Source organism: Salipiger sp. PrR003, assembly GCF_010500785.1.
GTDB classification, from domain to species: domain Bacteria; phylum Pseudomonadota; class Alphaproteobacteria; order Rhodobacterales; family Rhodobacteraceae; genus Salipiger; species Salipiger pacificus_A.
This window is the reverse complement of the sequence record NZ_JAAGOV010000065.1, coordinates 153,990-169,623: the sequence shown is the minus strand read 5'-3', so window position 1 is coordinate 169,623 and position 15,634 is coordinate 153,990. Positions and strand designations below refer to the sequence as shown.

20 protein-coding genes, 2 tRNA genes and 1 other RNA gene are annotated in these 15,634 nt (G+C 65.3%); 17 read left to right on the top strand and 6 right to left on the bottom strand.

Annotated elements, in window-relative coordinates; genetic code table 11:
- Positions 1-54 precede the first annotated feature (54 nt).
- Positions 55-144, top strand: a tRNA-Ser gene (locus G0D83_RS23300).
- 311 nt (positions 145-455) lie between these two features.
- Here G0D83_RS23300 and G0D83_RS23295 read toward each other — a convergent pair.
- Both G0D83_RS23295 and G0D83_RS23290 read right to left on the bottom strand, forming a co-directional pair.
- Positions 456-965, bottom strand: coding sequence for a hypothetical protein (locus tag G0D83_RS23295; RefSeq protein ID WP_164196990.1), 510 nt, complete (start codon positions 963-965; stop codon positions 456-458).
- Between the two features lie 176 nt (positions 966-1,141).
- Positions 1,142-1,227, bottom strand: a tRNA-Leu gene (locus tag G0D83_RS23290).
- Positions 1,228-1,391: 164 nt separating this feature from the next.
- On the opposite strand from G0D83_RS23290, the gene G0D83_RS23285 reads away from it, so the two are divergent.
- From G0D83_RS23285 to gap, 7 genes are all read left to right on the top strand, one after another.
- Complete coding sequence (locus G0D83_RS23285; RefSeq protein WP_164196989.1) at positions 1,392-1,970, top strand: YqaA family protein; 579 nt, start codon at positions 1,392-1,394, stop codon at positions 1,968-1,970.
- A 3-nt stretch (positions 1,971-1,973) separates the two neighbouring features.
- Positions 1,974-2,441, top strand: coding sequence for a disulfide bond formation protein B (locus G0D83_RS23280; RefSeq protein WP_164196988.1), 468 nt, complete (start codon positions 1,974-1,976; stop codon positions 2,439-2,441).
- A 144-nt stretch (positions 2,442-2,585) separates the two neighbouring features.
- Positions 2,586-2,834 (top strand): PepSY domain-containing protein, encoded by a 249-nt coding sequence (locus tag G0D83_RS23275; protein ID WP_164196987.1) that lies wholly within the window; start codon positions 2,586-2,588, stop codon positions 2,832-2,834.
- 74 nt (positions 2,835-2,908) lie between these two features.
- Positions 2,909-3,460, top strand: coding sequence for a cytochrome b/b6 domain-containing protein (locus G0D83_RS23270; RefSeq protein ID WP_370457303.1), 552 nt, complete (start codon positions 2,909-2,911; stop codon positions 3,458-3,460).
- The gene (locus G0D83_RS23265) at positions 3,457-3,993 is read left to right on the top strand and encodes a helix-turn-helix transcriptional regulator (RefSeq protein ID WP_164196986.1); all 537 of its coding nucleotides are present in this window, start codon (positions 3,457-3,459) and stop codon (positions 3,991-3,993) included. The genes G0D83_RS23270 and G0D83_RS23265 overlap by 4 nt, the downstream gene beginning before the upstream one ends.
- 31 nt (positions 3,994-4,024) lie before the next feature.
- On the top strand, positions 4,025-4,168 hold the full coding sequence (locus tag G0D83_RS31945; protein ID WP_193989021.1) for a hypothetical protein: 144 nt from the start codon (positions 4,025-4,027) through the stop codon (positions 4,166-4,168).
- Between the two features lie 85 nt (positions 4,169-4,253).
- Positions 4,254-5,255 (top strand): type I glyceraldehyde-3-phosphate dehydrogenase, encoded by a 1,002-nt coding sequence (gene gap / locus G0D83_RS23260; protein WP_164196985.1) that lies wholly within the window; start codon positions 4,254-4,256, stop codon positions 5,253-5,255.
- Between the two features lie 110 nt (positions 5,256-5,365).
- Here gap and G0D83_RS23255 read toward each other — a convergent pair whose 3' ends face one another.
- The gene (locus G0D83_RS23255) at positions 5,366-5,608 is read right to left on the bottom strand and encodes a hypothetical protein (protein WP_164196984.1); all 243 of its coding nucleotides are present in this window, start codon (positions 5,606-5,608) and stop codon (positions 5,366-5,368) included.
- Positions 5,609-5,924: 316 nt separating this feature from the next.
- Here G0D83_RS23255 and G0D83_RS23250 point away from each other — a divergent pair, with 316 nt between their 5' ends.
- The gene (locus G0D83_RS23250; protein ID WP_108965682.1) at positions 5,925-6,086 is read left to right on the top strand and encodes a glyceraldehyde-3-phosphate dehydrogenase; all 162 of its coding nucleotides are present in this window, start codon (positions 5,925-5,927) and stop codon (positions 6,084-6,086) included.
- Positions 6,087-6,096: 10 nt separating this feature from the next.
- Here G0D83_RS23250 and coaD read toward each other — a convergent pair whose 3' ends face one another.
- From coaD to G0D83_RS23235, 3 genes are all read right to left on the bottom strand, one after another.
- Complete coding sequence (gene coaD / locus G0D83_RS23245) at positions 6,097-6,594, bottom strand: pantetheine-phosphate adenylyltransferase (RefSeq protein WP_108965684.1); 498 nt, start codon at positions 6,592-6,594, stop codon at positions 6,097-6,099.
- 103 nt (positions 6,595-6,697) lie between these two features.
- Positions 6,698-7,132 (bottom strand): CBS domain-containing protein, encoded by a 435-nt coding sequence (locus tag G0D83_RS23240; protein WP_108965686.1) that lies wholly within the window; start codon positions 7,130-7,132, stop codon positions 6,698-6,700.
- Between the two features lie 124 nt (positions 7,133-7,256).
- On the bottom strand, positions 7,257-8,153 hold the full coding sequence (locus G0D83_RS23235) for a LysR family transcriptional regulator (protein WP_164196983.1): 897 nt from the start codon (positions 8,151-8,153) through the stop codon (positions 7,257-7,259).
- A gap of 97 nt (positions 8,154-8,250) precedes the next feature.
- On the opposite strand from G0D83_RS23235, the gene G0D83_RS23230 reads away from it, so the two are divergent.
- From G0D83_RS23230 to fumC, 8 genes are all read left to right on the top strand, one after another.
- Positions 8,251-9,750 (top strand): CoA-acylating methylmalonate-semialdehyde dehydrogenase, encoded by a 1,500-nt coding sequence (locus tag G0D83_RS23230; protein WP_164196982.1) that lies wholly within the window; start codon positions 8,251-8,253, stop codon positions 9,748-9,750.
- 260 nt (positions 9,751-10,010) lie between these two features.
- Positions 10,011-10,361 (top strand): hypothetical protein, encoded by a 351-nt coding sequence (locus G0D83_RS23225; RefSeq protein ID WP_235939434.1) that lies wholly within the window; start codon positions 10,011-10,013, stop codon positions 10,359-10,361.
- A 127-nt stretch (positions 10,362-10,488) separates the two neighbouring features.
- The gene (locus G0D83_RS23220) at positions 10,489-10,905 is read left to right on the top strand and encodes a hypothetical protein (protein ID WP_164196980.1); all 417 of its coding nucleotides are present in this window, start codon (positions 10,489-10,491) and stop codon (positions 10,903-10,905) included.
- A 50-nt stretch (positions 10,906-10,955) separates the two neighbouring features.
- Positions 10,956-11,305, top strand: a transfer-messenger RNA (tmRNA) gene (ssrA, locus tag G0D83_RS23215).
- 84 nt (positions 11,306-11,389) lie between these two features.
- Entirely contained in the window at positions 11,390-12,055 is a 666-nt protein-coding gene (locus G0D83_RS23210) for a DUF1194 domain-containing protein (RefSeq protein ID WP_164196979.1), read from the top strand.
- 7 nt (positions 12,056-12,062) lie between these two features.
- Positions 12,063-13,349: a chromate efflux transporter gene (chrA, locus tag G0D83_RS23205; protein ID WP_235939436.1), complete on the top strand. Its 1,287-nt coding sequence runs from the start codon at positions 12,063-12,065 to the stop codon at positions 13,347-13,349.
- Between the two features lie 107 nt (positions 13,350-13,456).
- A complete protein-coding gene (locus G0D83_RS23200; protein ID WP_095883724.1) occupies positions 13,457-13,927 on the top strand; it encodes an SspB family protein in 471 nt (156 codons plus the stop codon).
- Between the two features lie 226 nt (positions 13,928-14,153).
- Complete coding sequence (fumC, locus tag G0D83_RS23195) at positions 14,154-15,548, top strand: class II fumarate hydratase (protein WP_164196978.1); 1,395 nt, start codon at positions 14,154-14,156, stop codon at positions 15,546-15,548.
- Positions 15,549-15,634 lie beyond the last annotated feature (86 nt).

The window sequence follows — 15,634 nt, the reverse complement described above, 5'->3', positions numbered from 1 at the left end:
TTCCCTGTTGCACCCCCCCGAGCTTGTCGTTAAACGGCCCCCCACGACCCCCGCGGAGAGGTGCCGGAGTGGTCGAACGGGGCGGTCTCGAAAACCGTTGACCCTTCACGGGGTCCCAGGGTTCGAATCCCTGTCTCTCCGCCACTTTCCTTTGGGAAAGTCGGCACTTACTTCGGATAGTGCCATGGTTGTCCAGCCGCGTTTCAACAGCGCCGCTGGTCACCATGGCACTCTGAATCCACCTTCGGATACATCCCCAAGAGTGCCGCTCCGTGGCCCGCGCACCTGCTGCCTCCGTTGCCCCTACAGCATCGGCGAACGGGTGCTGCGTTCCGCCCGGAAACCCGCCCGCTCGCGAGACGAACGACGCGGGACAGGCCGACCAGAATGACAACGCGGCGCACGGGGTCTTCCGCACGCCGCTTGTCTGGGTGCCCGCCCTGGGGCGGTCCGGTTCAGGCCTCGACGCTGGCGCGTTGCGGCGCGCGCTCCCCGCCTTCCGAAGCGCGGGTGGTCGCGTAGCCTTCGGCACCGCGGCGCAGCCGTTGGGCAAGTCCGTCCTCGTCGGCGCCGGCGCCCATCTGGGCGATCACCAGGGACTTCATGAAACTCTCCTGAGTGGCGAGCGCCTGCGCGCGCGCCTTTTCGAGCGACTCCATGGTTTCTGGCTCGTCATCCACCGCGCGCGAGTCGGTCTGTGCAGCGACCTCGGGAGCTTTGGCATTGGCTGCCGCAGCCTGTCCGCTCTCGGTCGCCGTCGGCTTGGAACTGGCATCTTTGACCGCGCTTGCCTCGGCCGCGACGACGGTTTCCCCTGTCTCCGCTTCGCGCGACGCCTCTACAGCCTGCGCCCCGTCCTCCTTGGAGACCGCGCCGGCCTGCCGCCCCGCGTTGATCGCATTGGCGATCCCGCCGAAGAGACCGGCGTAGCTCCCAGACCCGGAGCCCGAAATCAAACCTAACATTCAGATAGACCTTTCTAGTCAGTGCCGGGACGGTCTGATTTCGAAATGAGGAACAAATACGGCAGCAGCGCGGTGTCTCCGCGGCGTGACGAGGAAGTTCTGGCGCCGAACCATTCCGTTACGCGCAGGCCCTTACGGCTGCGCATCGGATCTTCGACACGACGGGATGCGGGATGTGGTACCCAAGGTCGGACTCGAACCGACATGACCTCACGGCCGGGGGATTTTGAATCCCCTGCGTCTACCATTCCGCCACTTGGGCACTGACCCCGATTTATCCGCCACGCCGCGCCGCGTAAAGCGGCAATCGTCACCTGTGATGCCGCACTGACGGAACTGTCACAGCCAATGCCGCTTCAATGGGTTGCACACCGCCGCCCCGCGTGCTTCCTGCGATACAAACAACCGCCGGAGACCTGCCCTTCGATGCTGCGCCGCCTCTACGACTGGACGATGTCGCTTGCCGATCACCCCAAGGCGCTCTGGGGCCTGGCGGCAGTCTCCTTCATCGAAGCTTCGGTCTTCCCGATCCCGCCTGACGTGTTGATGATCCCGATGATCCTCGCGGCGCCGCGCCGGGCCTGGCTGATCGCGCTGGTGGCCACGCTTGCCTCGGTGGTCGGCGGGCTCTTCGGCTATGCCATCGGGCACTTCTTCTTCGACAGCATCGGCCGGCCGATCCTCGAGACCCTCGGCAAAGCCGACTCGATGGAGGCGTTCAACGCCCGCTTCAACGGCGTCGGCTTCTGGGCGGTGCTGATCGCCGGAATCACCCCCTTCCCGTTCAAGGTGATCACCATCATGTCGGGCTGGACCGCGATGCCGCTGGGCGTCTTCGTCACCACCGCCGTCATCGCCCGGGCCTTCCGATTCTTTATCGTCGCGGGGCTGCTGCGGGCCTTTGGCGCGCCGATCCGCGATTTCATCGAAAAGCGGCTCGGCCTGGTGTTTACTGTTTTCGTGCTGCTGCTCGCCGGCGGCTTCTTCTTGGTGAAATACCTCTGAGCCATGACTGACCTGCGCAAGTTCCTCATCCTGATCGCCGCCGGCGGATCGGCCGCCGTGCTGCTCGCCGCGATCGGCTCGCAGTACATCGGCGGGCTGGCGCCCTGCCACCTGTGCATCCTGCAGCGCTGGCCCCACGCCGCGGCCGTGCTGATCGGCGCCCTGGCGCTGGCCTTCCGCGCCCGCATCCTGCCGCTGCTCGGCGCGCTCGCGGCGCTGACCACCTCGGGCATCGGCGTCTATCACACCGGCGTCGAGCGCGGCTGGTGGGAAGGTCCGACCACCTGCACCTCGGGGCCGGTTGGCGGCATGTCCACGGACGATCTTCTGAACCAGATCATGAACGCGCCGCTGGTGCGCTGCGACGAGGTCGCCTGGCAGCTCTTGGGCCTGTCGATGGCCAGTTGGAACGCCTTGATTTCCTTTGGTCTTGCGCTGGTCTGGGTTGCCGTCTGGCGCCGGACCGCCTGAGGTCCCCCACCGGAAAACTCATCTGAACCAAAGTTGCAGGGGGCGGTTTCTGCCCCCCGAGTGGCATGGCGGAGGCGCTAAGGCCACGTCAGATCGGTCTTCGAGGCGCGGATGCCCCGCGTCCTTCCTACAGGAGACCCATAGATGACCTACCGCCTTCTGACCTCCGGCCTCGTCGCCGCCCTTCTCACCGCCGGCACCGCCTTCGCCTCCCCCGAGATCCCCGAACAGACCCAGGCCCAGGTGCGCGAGAAGCTCACCGCCGAGGGCTACGAGGTCCGCCGCATCGACAGCGAGGACGGGATGATCGAGGTCTATGCCATGAAGGACGGCAAGAAGGTCGAGCTCTACCTCGACCAGACCCTGCAGATCGTGCGCAGCAATACCGACTGACGCCCGCCCGGCCCCGCCACCGCGCGCGGCCGCGCCGCCTGATCTGTCCACCCTTCCCGTCAAGGACCGCCCCGATGCCCGAGCGCATGACACGACATTTCGTCTGGGACCCGCTGCTGCGGATCTTCCATTGGAGCCTGGTGACCCTCTTTGCCGCCAACGCGCTCTTCGACGACCCCGAATCCTCCCTGCACCGCTGGGTTGGCTACACCATCGGAGGGCTGATTCTGCTGCGGCTGATCTGGGGCTTCACCGGCCCTCGTTCGGCCCGTTTCTCGAGTTTCTTTCCCACCCGCGCCGGCCTCATCCGGCAGATCACCGACATGGCCACCGGACGGCGCCGCGTGCATCTCATGCACACGCCGCTTGGGGCGCTGATGATCTTCAACCTGCTGCTCACCCTCTGCGGCATCATCGCCACCGGGGTGATGATGACCACCGACGCCTATTGGGGAATCGCATGGGTCGAAACCCTGCATGAAGCGCTGGTAACCTGGGCCGAGGTCTCGGTGATGCTGCACCTCGGCGCAGTGCTGTGGGAAAGCCGCCGCACCGGGGTAAATCTGCCCAAGGCCATGGTTACGGGTGTCAAATGCGTCCCGGATGACGCAAAGATCGAGGCATGACGCCGCAAAGCTCCGAACGCCCGCTCATCCTCACCCTGTTGATCGCCGTGCAGATGATCTGCACGGCCTTCTTCGTGGTCGACGTGATCTTCGACGCTTCCGAGGCCGGGTGGAATCCGGTGACCGACCCCGAGGCGTTTCTCGAGGGCAGCATGGTGCTCTGTCTCGCCGCCGCGATCTGGGTCGAGCTGCGTTTCCTGCTGCGGCTGCTGCGTCACAATGCACATCTCGCGCGGCAGGTCTCGCTGGCCACCGGCGCCTTCCACGAAATCGTCGAGGCGCAATTCTCGGCCTGGGAACTGACCGGCGCGGAACGCGACGTGGCGATGTTCACGCTCAAGGGTCTGACCATCCCCGAGATCGCCGCGCTGCGCGGATCGGCAGAGGGGACGGTGAAATCGCACCTCAATGCAATCTACCGCAAGGCGGGCGTGTCGGGCCGCGGCGCGCTTCTGAGCCACTTCATCGAGGAGTTGATGAGTGGCGCAGAGCGTTCCGATCCCCCCGCCGCGCCCCCGCAAGAATGCAGATGACATCGCGTCAAGTCTCTGGCATCACGACAAAATGACCAACCGCATCGCCGTCTGGCTCGCAGCCCTTCTGATCCTTGCAATTGCGCTGGATGTGACGCTCTTCGACAGCCGCCACCTGCTGTTCCTGGGCCGGAAGGTTTTCATTCTGCTCGATTGGATGGCGTTTTGGCGGTGAGCGCTAACAGTCCAAGTATTGACTTGCCTGACGTATCCTGTTGACCTCTGGGCAACCCCAGACTCTCGGACAGCGAGGAGACATCATGACCGTCAAGGTAGCGATCAACGGCTTCGGCCGCATCGGGCGCAACGTGCTGCGCGCAATCATCGAATCCGGCCGCACCGACATCGAGGTCGTGGCGATCAACGACCTTGGCCCGGTCGAAACCAACGCGCATCTGCTGCAGTTCGACAGCGTGCACGGACGCTTCCCGCACCCGGTCAGCGTCTCCGGCGACACGATCGACGTTGGCCGCGGCCCGATCAAGGTGAGCGCCGAGCGCAACCCCGCCGACCTGCCCTGGGCGCATGTGGACGTGGTGATGGAATGCACCGGCATCTTCACCGACCGCGAGAAGGCCGCCGCGCACCTCGCGAACGGCGCCAGCCGCGTGCTGGTCTCTGCCCCCTCGGCCGGGGCCGACAAGACCATCGTCTACGGGGTGAACGATGACACGCTGACCAAGGATGACCTCGTCGTCTCGAACGCGTCCTGCACCACCAACTGCCTGTCGCCCGTCGCCAAGGTTCTGAACGACACCGTTGGCATCAAGAAGGGCTTCATGACCACGATCCACAGCTACACCGGCGACCAGCCGACGCTGGACACGATGCACAAGGATCTCTACCGCGCGCGCGCCGCGGCCATGTCGATGATCCCGACCTCGACCGGCGCGGCCAAGGCCGTGGGGCTGGTTCTGCCCGAGCTCAACGGCAAGCTCGACGGCGTGGCGATCCGCGTGCCGACGCCCAATGTCTCGGTTGTCGATCTGGTGTTCGAAGCCGAGCGCGAGACCACCGTCGAAGAGATCAACGACGCGATCCGCGTCGCCGCCAATGGCAAGCTCAGCGGTATCCTGGGATACACCGACAAGAAGAACGTCTCGATCGACTTCAACCACGACCCGCACAGCTCGATCTTCCACACCGATCAGACCAAGGTCATGGAGGGCACGATGGTGCGCATCCTGTCGTGGTACGACAACGAATGGGGTTTCTCGAACCGCATGTCCGACACTGCCGTGGCGATGGGCAAGCTCATCTGACCACGCGACGCGGCCCGGAGCCGACAGAAATATCCCAGACTGCAGGGCGGGGCTTTCGGGCCCCGCCCTTTTGCTTGCGCAGCGGTGGCGCGCCGACGCGCCGGTGGACGTCATTCCCGGACGATTCCCAACGCCGCGCCGTATCCGCGTTCCGCAAGCAGCCCCGCCGGCCGGCCGCGGGGCCGGACCTCAGACAGCATCGAGAGCGGCAACACCTGCGTGGTCACCGGGACCGGCGGCGGCAGCGGGCGGTGCGCCGCCGCCGCCGAGCCGGTCGAGGGCGCGGCCCGTGCGGAGGATTTTCTTGGAAAATTGGGCCGGGCATAGCCGGCGCTGTCACGCGGGATTTCCATCGCCTGTTTCCCTTCTGGCACAGCTTGCGCCGGGCTTTTCCAGCGCTGCGTCGGGGCGCGGCACGCCCCTTTCATCTGGGGGTAAGGTTAATCGGCAATCCTTTACAAAGGCTTGCCCTGCACCTTCCGTGGCGCTGCATGTCGCCATGCACAAAGCGCAAGGCGGGTGTGGGAAACCGACAATTGTTCTGCAGCGCGGCAAGACCTAGGTTAGCGCCAACGCAGACGGAAACGTCCGCCAGAGTTTTCAACCAGTGCCAACCGCAAACGCAGCGCCTTCCCGATGGAGGTGCCCCCGATGAGATGGAACAGAGCCATGACCAAAGCCATCAATGCCGTCCGTGACAGCTTCGCCCGCCGCTTCGCCTATCGCCGCACCCATCAGGCGCTGATGTCGCTGCCGATGCGCACCCGCATCGACTGTGACCTGCTCGGCCGCGAAGAAGAAACCGCACGCGCCGCCGTCTACGGCCGCTGATCCGCCCGGATCAGCCCTTCGCGAAGCGCATCTTAAGCGCTTCGTTGACGGTGGGCGTGACGAATTTGCTCACGTCACCGTCAAGCCGCGCGATCTCCTTCACCAACTTGGAAGCAATCGCCTGGTGCTTGGCCTCGGCCATCAGGAAGACCGTCTCGATGCTGGTGTCGAGCGCGCGGTTCATTCCCACCATCTGGAACTCGTATTCGAAATCCGCCACGGCGCGCAGCCCGCGGATGATGATCTGAGCCCCCACGTCGCGGGCGCAATCGATCAGCAGGTTCTCGAAAGGATGCGGGACGATTTCGGTCCCCGTCTCCTTCGAGAGTTCCGCGCATTCCATCTCGATCATCGCCACGCGCTCTTCGAGGGTGAAGAGCGGCCCCTTGTCGCGGTTGATCGCGACCCCGATCACCAGCCTGTCGACCAAGGCCGCTGCGCGGCGAATGATGTCCATATGGCCCAGCGTGATCGGATCAAAGGTGCCGGGATAAAGGCCGATGCGCATGAGGGTCCTCCAGGAGTGCCAGCCGGGGCGGTCCGGCGCACGCAACGATATTGCGTGCCGGAATGCAACCCCGAAACCGGCAGTTCCCGAGCGCAGCCCCCGCTCAGAACCCCATGATCATGCCCTGCAGGGCGTCCTTCTCCATGGCGAGTTCGGCGATCTGCGCCTTGACCACGTCGCCGATCGAAATGATGCCGACCAGCATGCCATCTTCAACCACGGGCATGTGGCGGAACCGGCCCTCGGTCATCCGGGCGAGCACGACGTTGGTATCCTCGTCGCGGGTGCAGACCTGCAGCTTGCGGGTCATCAGATCCTCGCAGGTCAGCGACAGAACGCTTGCGCCCTGCGCGGCCAGCGCGCGCACGATGTCGCGCTCTGAAAGGATCCCCAGCGGAGTTTGCCCGTCTTCCGAGATCACCACCCCGCCGATCCGGCGTTCGGCCAGCACCTGCGCGGCGTCACCAACGCTGCTGCCGGGGGTGACGGTGACCACGCCGTCGTCGGACTTGTCCTTGAGAATCTGTTGTACCTGCATGCGGCTTTCCTCCTAAGCGCTGCTCACATTCCCTAGCGTCCGCCCCGCGCGAACTTCTGTCAACACCGACATCCGGTCGATCCCGCACCCCGCCGTTTGACGCCCAACCGAAGACTGCCCGGCATCAGGCCGCCGCTTCGAGCGCCGCGAGTTCGCGCCGGACAGAGTCGGCGAGAAGCGCTGCGAGTCCGTTAAGCCGCGCGTGACGCCGGTCGTCGGCATGGCGTACCAGGTAGAAACTGCGGGTGAGCGAGACCTCTTCGGGCAGCACCCGGCACAGGCCCCGCGCCGCGGGCAACGCGAAATCGTGCACGATCCCCAGCCCCGCGCCGAGCCGCAGCCAGTGGAACTGCACGGCCACCGAGTTAGAGGCGAGACGCACACGGTCGAGGCCGAGATCGGCAAGATAGTCGAGCTCGCGGTCGAAAATCATGTCGGGGATGTAGCCGACGATGCGGTGCCGCTGCAGGTCAGCGCGGGAGCGGATCGGCGGGTGCTGCGCGAGATACTGCTCCGAGGCCGCGAGATGCAGACGGTAGTCCGAGATCTTCTGCACCACCAGCCGCCCCGCCGTGGGCGCCGAAACGGCGATCGCCATGTCCGCCTCGCGCCGCGACAGGTTCACCACGCGCGGCAGCGAGACGATCTGCAGGTCGAGCCCGGGGTTGGCCTCGGCGATCTTGGCGCAGACCTGTGGCAGCAGGAAGTTGGCGCAGCCGTCGGGCGCACCAATACGAATCTGCCCGGCAAACCCCTCGGACGAGCCCATGAGCGCCTGCGCGCCCTGCCCCAGCGCCTGCTCGGCGCTCTCGGCGTGGACCAGCAGCCGAGCGCCTGCCTCGGAGAGCGTGTAGCCCTGCGGCGACTTGGCGAAGAGCGGATGCCCCAGCGCCTGCTCGAGCCGTGCGACGCGCCGCCCGACCGTGGCCGGGTCCATGCGCAGCACCCGCCCCGCCGCCGAGAGGCTCTCGCCCCGCGCCACGGCAAGAAAAATCCGCAGGTCGTCCCAGTTCTCGCGCATCGCGCACCTATATTTTTGCAAAACCTCTTTGTTGAATTACCCCTGTCGCCTGCATTTCCGCAAGGCTACTGTGCTGCTCAACATATAGGAGGCTGCAATGCAGGAACTGACCCATTTCATCAACGGCACGCATGTGAAGGGCACCTCGGGCCGCTTCACCGACATCTTCAACCCCGCCACCGGCGAGGTTCAGGCCAAGGTGCCGCTGGCGACCGTCGAAGAGCTGAACGCCGCGGTGGCCAAGGCCGCCGAGGCGCAGAAGGCCTGGGGCGCGACCAACCCGCAGCGCCGCGCCCGCGTCATGATGAAGTTCGGCCAGCTGATCAACGAGCACATGGACGAGCTCGCCGAGCTGGTTTCGCGCGAACACGGCAAGACCCTGCCCGACGGGCGCGGCGACGTGCAGCGCGGTCTCGAGGTGGTCGAGGTCTGCATGGGCGCGCCGCACATGCTCAAGGGTGAGTTCACCGATGATGGTGGCCCGGGCATCGACCTCTACTCCATGCGCCAGCCGCTCGGCGTGGTCGCGGGCATCACCCCGTTCAACTTCCCGGCGATGATCCCGCTGTGGAAGATGGCCCCGGCGTTGGCCTCCGGCAACGCGATGATCCTCAAGCCCTCCGAGCGCTGCCCTTCGACCTCGCTGCGTCTGGCCGAGCTGATCACCGAGGCCGGCCTGCCCGAGGGCGTGCTGCAGGTGATCAACGGCGACAAGGAAGTGGTCGACGCAATCCTCGACAACGAGACCGTGCAGGCCGTGGGCTTTGTCGGCTCGACCCCGATCGCACAGTACATCTACGGCCGCGCCGCCACCAACGGCAAGCGCGCGCAGTGCTTCGGCGGCGCAAAGAACCACATGATCATCATGCCCGACGCCGACCTCGACAAGGCCGCCGACGCGCTGGTGGGTGCCGGTTACGGCGCCGCGGGCGAGCGCTGCATGGCGATCTCGGTGGCCGTGCCGGTCGGCGCGGAAACCGCCGATGCGCTGATCGAGAAGCTGGTGCCGCGCGTGGAGAAACTGAAGGTCGGCCCCTACACCGCCGGCGAAGACGTGGACTACGGCCCGGTCATCACCGCCGCCGCGAAGGAGCGGATCAACGGCCTCGTGACGTCGGGTGTCGAACAGGGCGCCAAGCTAGTCATCGACGGCCGCGACTTCTCGCTGCAGGGATACGAGGACGGTTTCTTCGTCGGCCCGTCGCTCTTTGACAACGTCACGCCCGACATGGACATCTATCGCGAAGAGATCTTCGGCCCGGTGCTGAGCACGGTCCGCGCGGACTCCTACGAGGAAGCGCTCGAGCTGGTGATCGACAACCCCTATGGCAACGGCACGGCGATCTACACCGCCGATGGTGACACCGCGCGCGACTTCGCGCACCGGGTCAACGTCGGCATGGTCGGCATCAACTTCCCGATCCCGGTGCCGCTGAGCTACCACACCTTCGGCGGCTGGAAGAAATCGGCCTTCGGCGATCTCAACCAGTACGGCCCCGACGCCTTCCGCTTCTACACCAAGACCAAGACCGTCACGGCGCGCTGGTTCTCGGGCATCAAGGAAGGCGGCGAGTTCAACTTCAAGGCCATGGACTGACCCCGGCGCCTGGTCCGGCCTAAAAGAGCGAGACCTTTGGTTGAAACGCGGGCCGTCCGGACTCTTCCGGGCGGCCCATCTGCACGCGCGGGCGGAGGGTTCACCGCTAAAATATACATTCAAAATTTACCATTGACGTTAACGAAACCTCACCGCAACCATCCCCCAAGCCTCATGTCTATCGGTGGGAAATGTCCGTCAGCTTCCGCATTCTTAGGACTCACGGTCTTGTCTATGTGCGATATGAAGGTCGCGCCAGCTTGACCGACACGACCCGGGCTCTCGGAGACTACCTGTCGCATCCCGATTACCGCCGCGGACAAAAGCAGCTCGTGGACCTGTCCCGGCTGACCGGCTGGGACAGCGACTATCTCGAGCTGATGAAAGTGCAAGCCCTGAAGGCCGAGGCATTCTTTGGAGGCGAGAATGCCACGCTCCTGCTCTATTTCGCCCCCACTCCGCTGAGTTTCCAACTCAGCAAGCTGGCCATCAATTCGTGGGACGGGCTCGACAGCGTCGTGGCGCGGGTGCAGCAGAGCGAAATCGGCTGCCTGACGCTTTTGGGCCTGGCCGAACGCAGCTTCGCTCAATTGCTGGAAAACACGGAGTGATTCCGCTTCCGTTGGGTCATGCTGCCGCAAGTGTCGCATAGGCGACATACCATTTGACACCGGCTTCCGGACATAGGAAACGACTCAAAGGCTCACCCCCTTTTTCCTCGTCTTCGGGAGAGACAATATGCCAGGACATTTCAAGGTTTATGCCGAGCACCGCTTGGCATTTTTGAAATTTTCCGGCGCCGCCCACATCGACGACTGCTTCGAAATAGTATCGGCGCTCATTGCTTCGCCCGAGTGGTGCTCCGAATATGCGATACTCGTCGACAATTCCGGGGTCACGACCTACACGGGCGATTTCGAGGACCTGCAGCGCTTTAGCGGTTACCTCTCGGAAACCGGCGCCTTCGAGAACCCGCGCATGGATATCGTGTACTACGCCCCCTCCGATCTCTCCTTCGGCATCGCCCGGATGGCCCAGCAGGTGCTCGGCCCGCGCTTTCCCTTCCGGATCCATGTCTATCGCGATGCGGGCCCGGCGCTGGCCAAGCTCGGCCTAGAAGGGACGGACCTCGCCAAGTGTTCCACCTTCGCCTGACCCGGCCCCTGCGCCCGCCGGAGCCAACCTAGGCACCGCTGCGCAGATCCCCCATTGAAAGCCGCGCGGCCCCGTCCTATATCAGTCTTGTTCCGCAAGGGACTATGGGCATAAACGCGCATGTAATAAACGGATCGGACCCGGGGGCGGTACCCGGCGGCTCCACCAATAAACCCTTGTTGGGGGTTCATGGGGCCGAAATAGGATCGACGAACGCGTAAAGATGTAGCTTTGTCCCGGTGAGATACCACCGTTATCGGTTCATAAAGCATAGTTGCCAACAACAATCGTGCTCCGGTTGCTCTGGCTGCGTAAGCAGTCCGAAAAACCGAAAATTAAGCCCTTGGGCCTAGCAGCTTAAGGCGGGGTTCGCAGGTACCTGGCAACAGAAACCTGCACTTCTCTCCCCCCTCTATCCGCGACATTCGGCCAGCGCATTTCGGCGTGATTGACCGAAGGGTGACCGCCTGTCAGCATGACCGGCATGGCCCCGGTGTCCGTTGTCAGTATCGCCCTGCTCGCAGCGCTTTGCGCGCCGAGGCTCCACGCCTGCGAGACCGCGCTGCTGCTGGCCATGGATGTCTCCAACTCCATCGATCCTTCCGAATACGCCATCCAGACCGAGGGTCTTGCCCTTGCCCTGGCCGACCCAGAGATCGCCGCGATCATGGTCGAGGACCGCGTCGCCCTCGCCGTCCTGCAATGGTCCGGCCCCGGCGACCAGGCGCTCATGCTGGGCTGGACCGAGATTGCCGAGCCCGCCGATCTTGCGGGATTCGCCGCTGCCGCCGGCGCCATGGAGCGCGCTTTTGTCTTGTCGGACACCGCGCCCGGCGCGGCCCTCGGCGCGGCGCTCGACGCCATCGAGCGCGCCCCGCCCTGCAAGCGGCGGGTGATCGACGTGTCGGGCGACGGCACTCCGAATTCCGGCCCCCCGGCGTCGGCGGCGCGGGTGCGGGCCGAGCGCATGGGGGTGACGATCAACGGGCTGGCCATCGAGGGTCCGGGCAGCGGCCTGCCAGTCAGCAACTACTACCGGCAAGTGCTGATCACCCGCGACGGCTTCGTGATGACCGCGCGCAGCCACCGCGCATATGCCGAGACCCTGCGCCGAAAAATCCTGCGCGAGATCGCGCAGATCCTCGGCTGAGCGCGTCATGAAAACGTCACGGGTGCCGGTGCACATGCCTGCTATGGCAACTTTTTCCCAGATATTCATGACCTTCCTGCGGATCGGGCTGCTCAGCTTCGGCGGCCCCGCCGCGCAGATCGCCCTGCTGCACCGCGAAATCGTCGAGGAGCGTCAGTGGCTCAACGAGCGGCAATACCTGCAGGCCCTCTCGTTCTGCATGCTGCTGCCCGGCCCCGAGGCCATGCAGCTTGCCACCTGGATCGGCTGGCGGCTGCGCGGCACCCTCGGCGGGCTGATGGCGGGCGGGCTCTTCGTGCTGCCCGGCGCGGTGCTGATCGCGGTTCTGGCGCTGGCCTATTCCAGCTACGGCACCCGCCCCGAGGTCGCCGGGCTGATGCTCGGCGTCAAGGCCACGGTGATCGCGCTTGTCGCACAGGCGCTGCTCAAGCTCGGGCGCAAGGTGCTGCGGCGTCGCGGCGCGCTGCTGATCTCGCTCGCCGCCTTTGCTGCGCTCTACGTGCTGCACCTGCCCTTTCCGGTGGTGATCGCCTGCGCCGCGCTGACAGGCTGGTTCGGCCAGCCCGCCGGACCGGCCCTAGAGGTGCAGCCCGTTCCCGCCCCGGTGACCGACCGGCTCTGGGTCTGGCCGCTCTGGGTGACGCTCTGGTTCGCGCCGATGATCGCCGCGGCGCTGGCCGGGCAGACGCTCCTCTATGACATCGGCATGCTCTTTTCCAAGCTGGCGGTCTTCTCTTTCGGCGGCGCCTACGCGGTGCTGGCTTGGCTGGCGCAGGAGGCGGTGACCGCCCGCGGCTGGCTCGAGGCCGCGCAGATGGCCGATGCGCTGGGTCTGGCCGAGACCACCCCCGGTCCGCTGATCCTGGTGACGCAGTTCGTCGGCATGATCACCGGCTTCGCCGCGGGGGGCTGGCCCATGGCACTGGCGGCGGGCGGCATGGTGCTTTGGGTCACCTTCATCCCCTGCTTCCTGTGGATCTTCGCCTTTGCCCCGCATCTCGAGCGGCTGCTCGCACGCCCCCGGCTCCAGGCGGCGCTTGAGGCGATCACCGCCGCGGTGCTCGGCGTGGTGGCGAATCTGGCGCTGTGGTTCGCGCTGCACGTGCTCTTTGCCGAGACCCGGATCCCGCACCTCGGCCCGCTCGCCCCGGAGCTGCCCGTGCTGCAAAGCCTGCAACCCGCCGCGCTCGGCCTGACGCTTCTGGCGGCGCTGCTGCTAGGCCCGCTGCGCCGCTCGGTGCCGCTGACCCTTGCCCTCACGGCAACCGCATCCTACGCGCTAACCAATTATTAAAATTACAATTTTCATGAAATAGCGCACCCATGGTATTTTTCCATCATGTCCCCTTTTCCTCGCCGCCAAATCTAATATGGTGAAAAGAAAGCGACGAGGAGCAGCCAATGCCCGGCGGCATCGACTATGGCAATCTCATGCACCGCGCCATGCGCGGGCTCATCAACGACGTGCTCGCAGGGGTCCAGGAGACCGGTCTTCCGGGCGATCACCACTTCTTCATCACCTTCGACACCCAGCACCCCGACGTGGAACTGGCCGACTGGCTCTCGGACCGCTACCCGGGCGAGATGACCGTGGTCATGCAGCATTGGTACGAAGACCTCGAGGTCACCGAGGACGGCTTTACCGTCACGCTGAACTTCGGCGATGCGCCCGAGCGGCTCTATATCCCCTATGACGCGATCAAGACCTTTGTCGATCCGTCGGTGGAATTCGGTCTGCGCTTCGAGACCCACGAGGAAGAGGATGACGACGACGACGAGCCGACCCCGCCCGAGGGTGGCCCGGACGACGGACCGCGCGAAACGGTCAAGCAGGATGCCGAGGTCGTGCGCCTCGATTCTTTCCGCAAGTGAGCCGGCGGGGCCCTCTGCGCCCCTGCCGCTGCCCCTGCCTAGGTCCAAGTCCAGCGCGCCGGTGCCCACGGGTCCCGGCGCGTTGGCATTTCTGCCTCCAGGTCCGGGAGGCCCCAAACCCGCGTTTTCGTGGCGCTAACAGCCGGATTGCCCGCCGCTTGCCCGTTGCCCCCGGACCGGGAGGCGGCTAAACGGCACACAATGGTATGCTTTGCAGGAGGCACAGATGGCCAACACCCGCACCGAGACCGACAGCTTCGGCCCGCTCGAGGTTCCCGCCGACAAGTACTGGGGCGCACAGACCCAGCGGTCGATCATGAACTTTCCCATCGGCTGGGAGAAGCAGCCGGTTCCGATCATCCGCGCGCTCGGCGTGGTGAAAAAGGCCTGCGCCATGGCCAACAAGGAACTGGGGACCATGGAGGCCGAGGTCGCCGACGCGATCATTGCCGCCGCCGGTGAGGTCATCGAGGGCAAGTTCGACGACAACTTCCCGCTGGTGGTCTGGCAGACCGGCTCGGGCACCCAGTCGAACATGAACGCCAACGAGGTGATCAGCAACCGCGCCATCGAGATGCTGGGCGGCGAGATGGGCTCTAAAAAGCCTGTGCACCCGAACGATCACTGCAACATGGGCCAGTCGTCCAACGACACCTTCCCGACCGCAATGCACGTGGGCATCGCCATGCAGGCACGTGACGTGCTTCTGCCCGGCCTGCGCAAGCTGCACGCCGCGCTCGAGGCGAAGTCCGAAGAGTTCAAGGACATCATCAAGATCGGCCGCACCCACACGCAGGATGCCACCCCGCTGACGCTGGGCCAGGAATTCGGCGGCTATGCGCATCAGGTGAAAAAGGGCATCGAGCGGGTCGAGGCCTGCCTCGGCGACATCTACGAGCTGGCGCAGGGCGGCACCGCCGTGGGCACCGGGCTCAACACCCAGAAGGGCTGGGCCGAGATGGTCGCGAAGAACATGGCCGAGATCACCGACCTGCCCTTCGTCACCGCCCCCAACAAGTTCGAGGCGCTCGCCGCGCATGACGCGATGGTGATGTTCTCGGGCGCGCTGAAGACCGTGGCGGCCTCGCTGTTCAAGATCGCCAACGACATGCGCCTGCTGGGCTCCGGCCCGCGCTCGGGTCTGGGCGAGCTGATCCTGCCGGAAAACGAGCCCGGCTCGTCGATCATGCCCGGTAAGGTCAACCCGACCCAGGCAGAAGCGCTGACCATGGTCTGCGCCCATGTCATGGGCAATGACGCCGCCGTCGGCTTCGCCGGCAGCCAGGGTCACTTCGAGCTCAACGTCTACAACCCGATGATGAGCTACAACGTGCTGCAGTCCATGCAGCTGCTCGGCGACAGCGCCTCGGCCTTCACCGACAACATGGTGGTCGGCACGCAGGCCAACACCGCGCGCATCGAAAAGCTGATGAAGGAATCGCTGATGCTGGTGACGGCGCTGGCGCCGACCATTGGCTACGACAATGCCACCAAGGTCGCCAAGACCGCGCATAAGAACGGCACCACGCTGAAGGAAGAGGCGATCGCCCTCGGCTTCGTCGACGAGGAAACCTTCGACCGCATCGTGCGCCCCGAGGACATGATCGGCCCGAAGGGCTGATCCCTCCCTGAACGAGATCGAGAACGGGGCCCGCGTGGCCCCGTTTTTCTGCGCGCCGCGCCAAGCCGCTCCACCCTGCCCGGCTT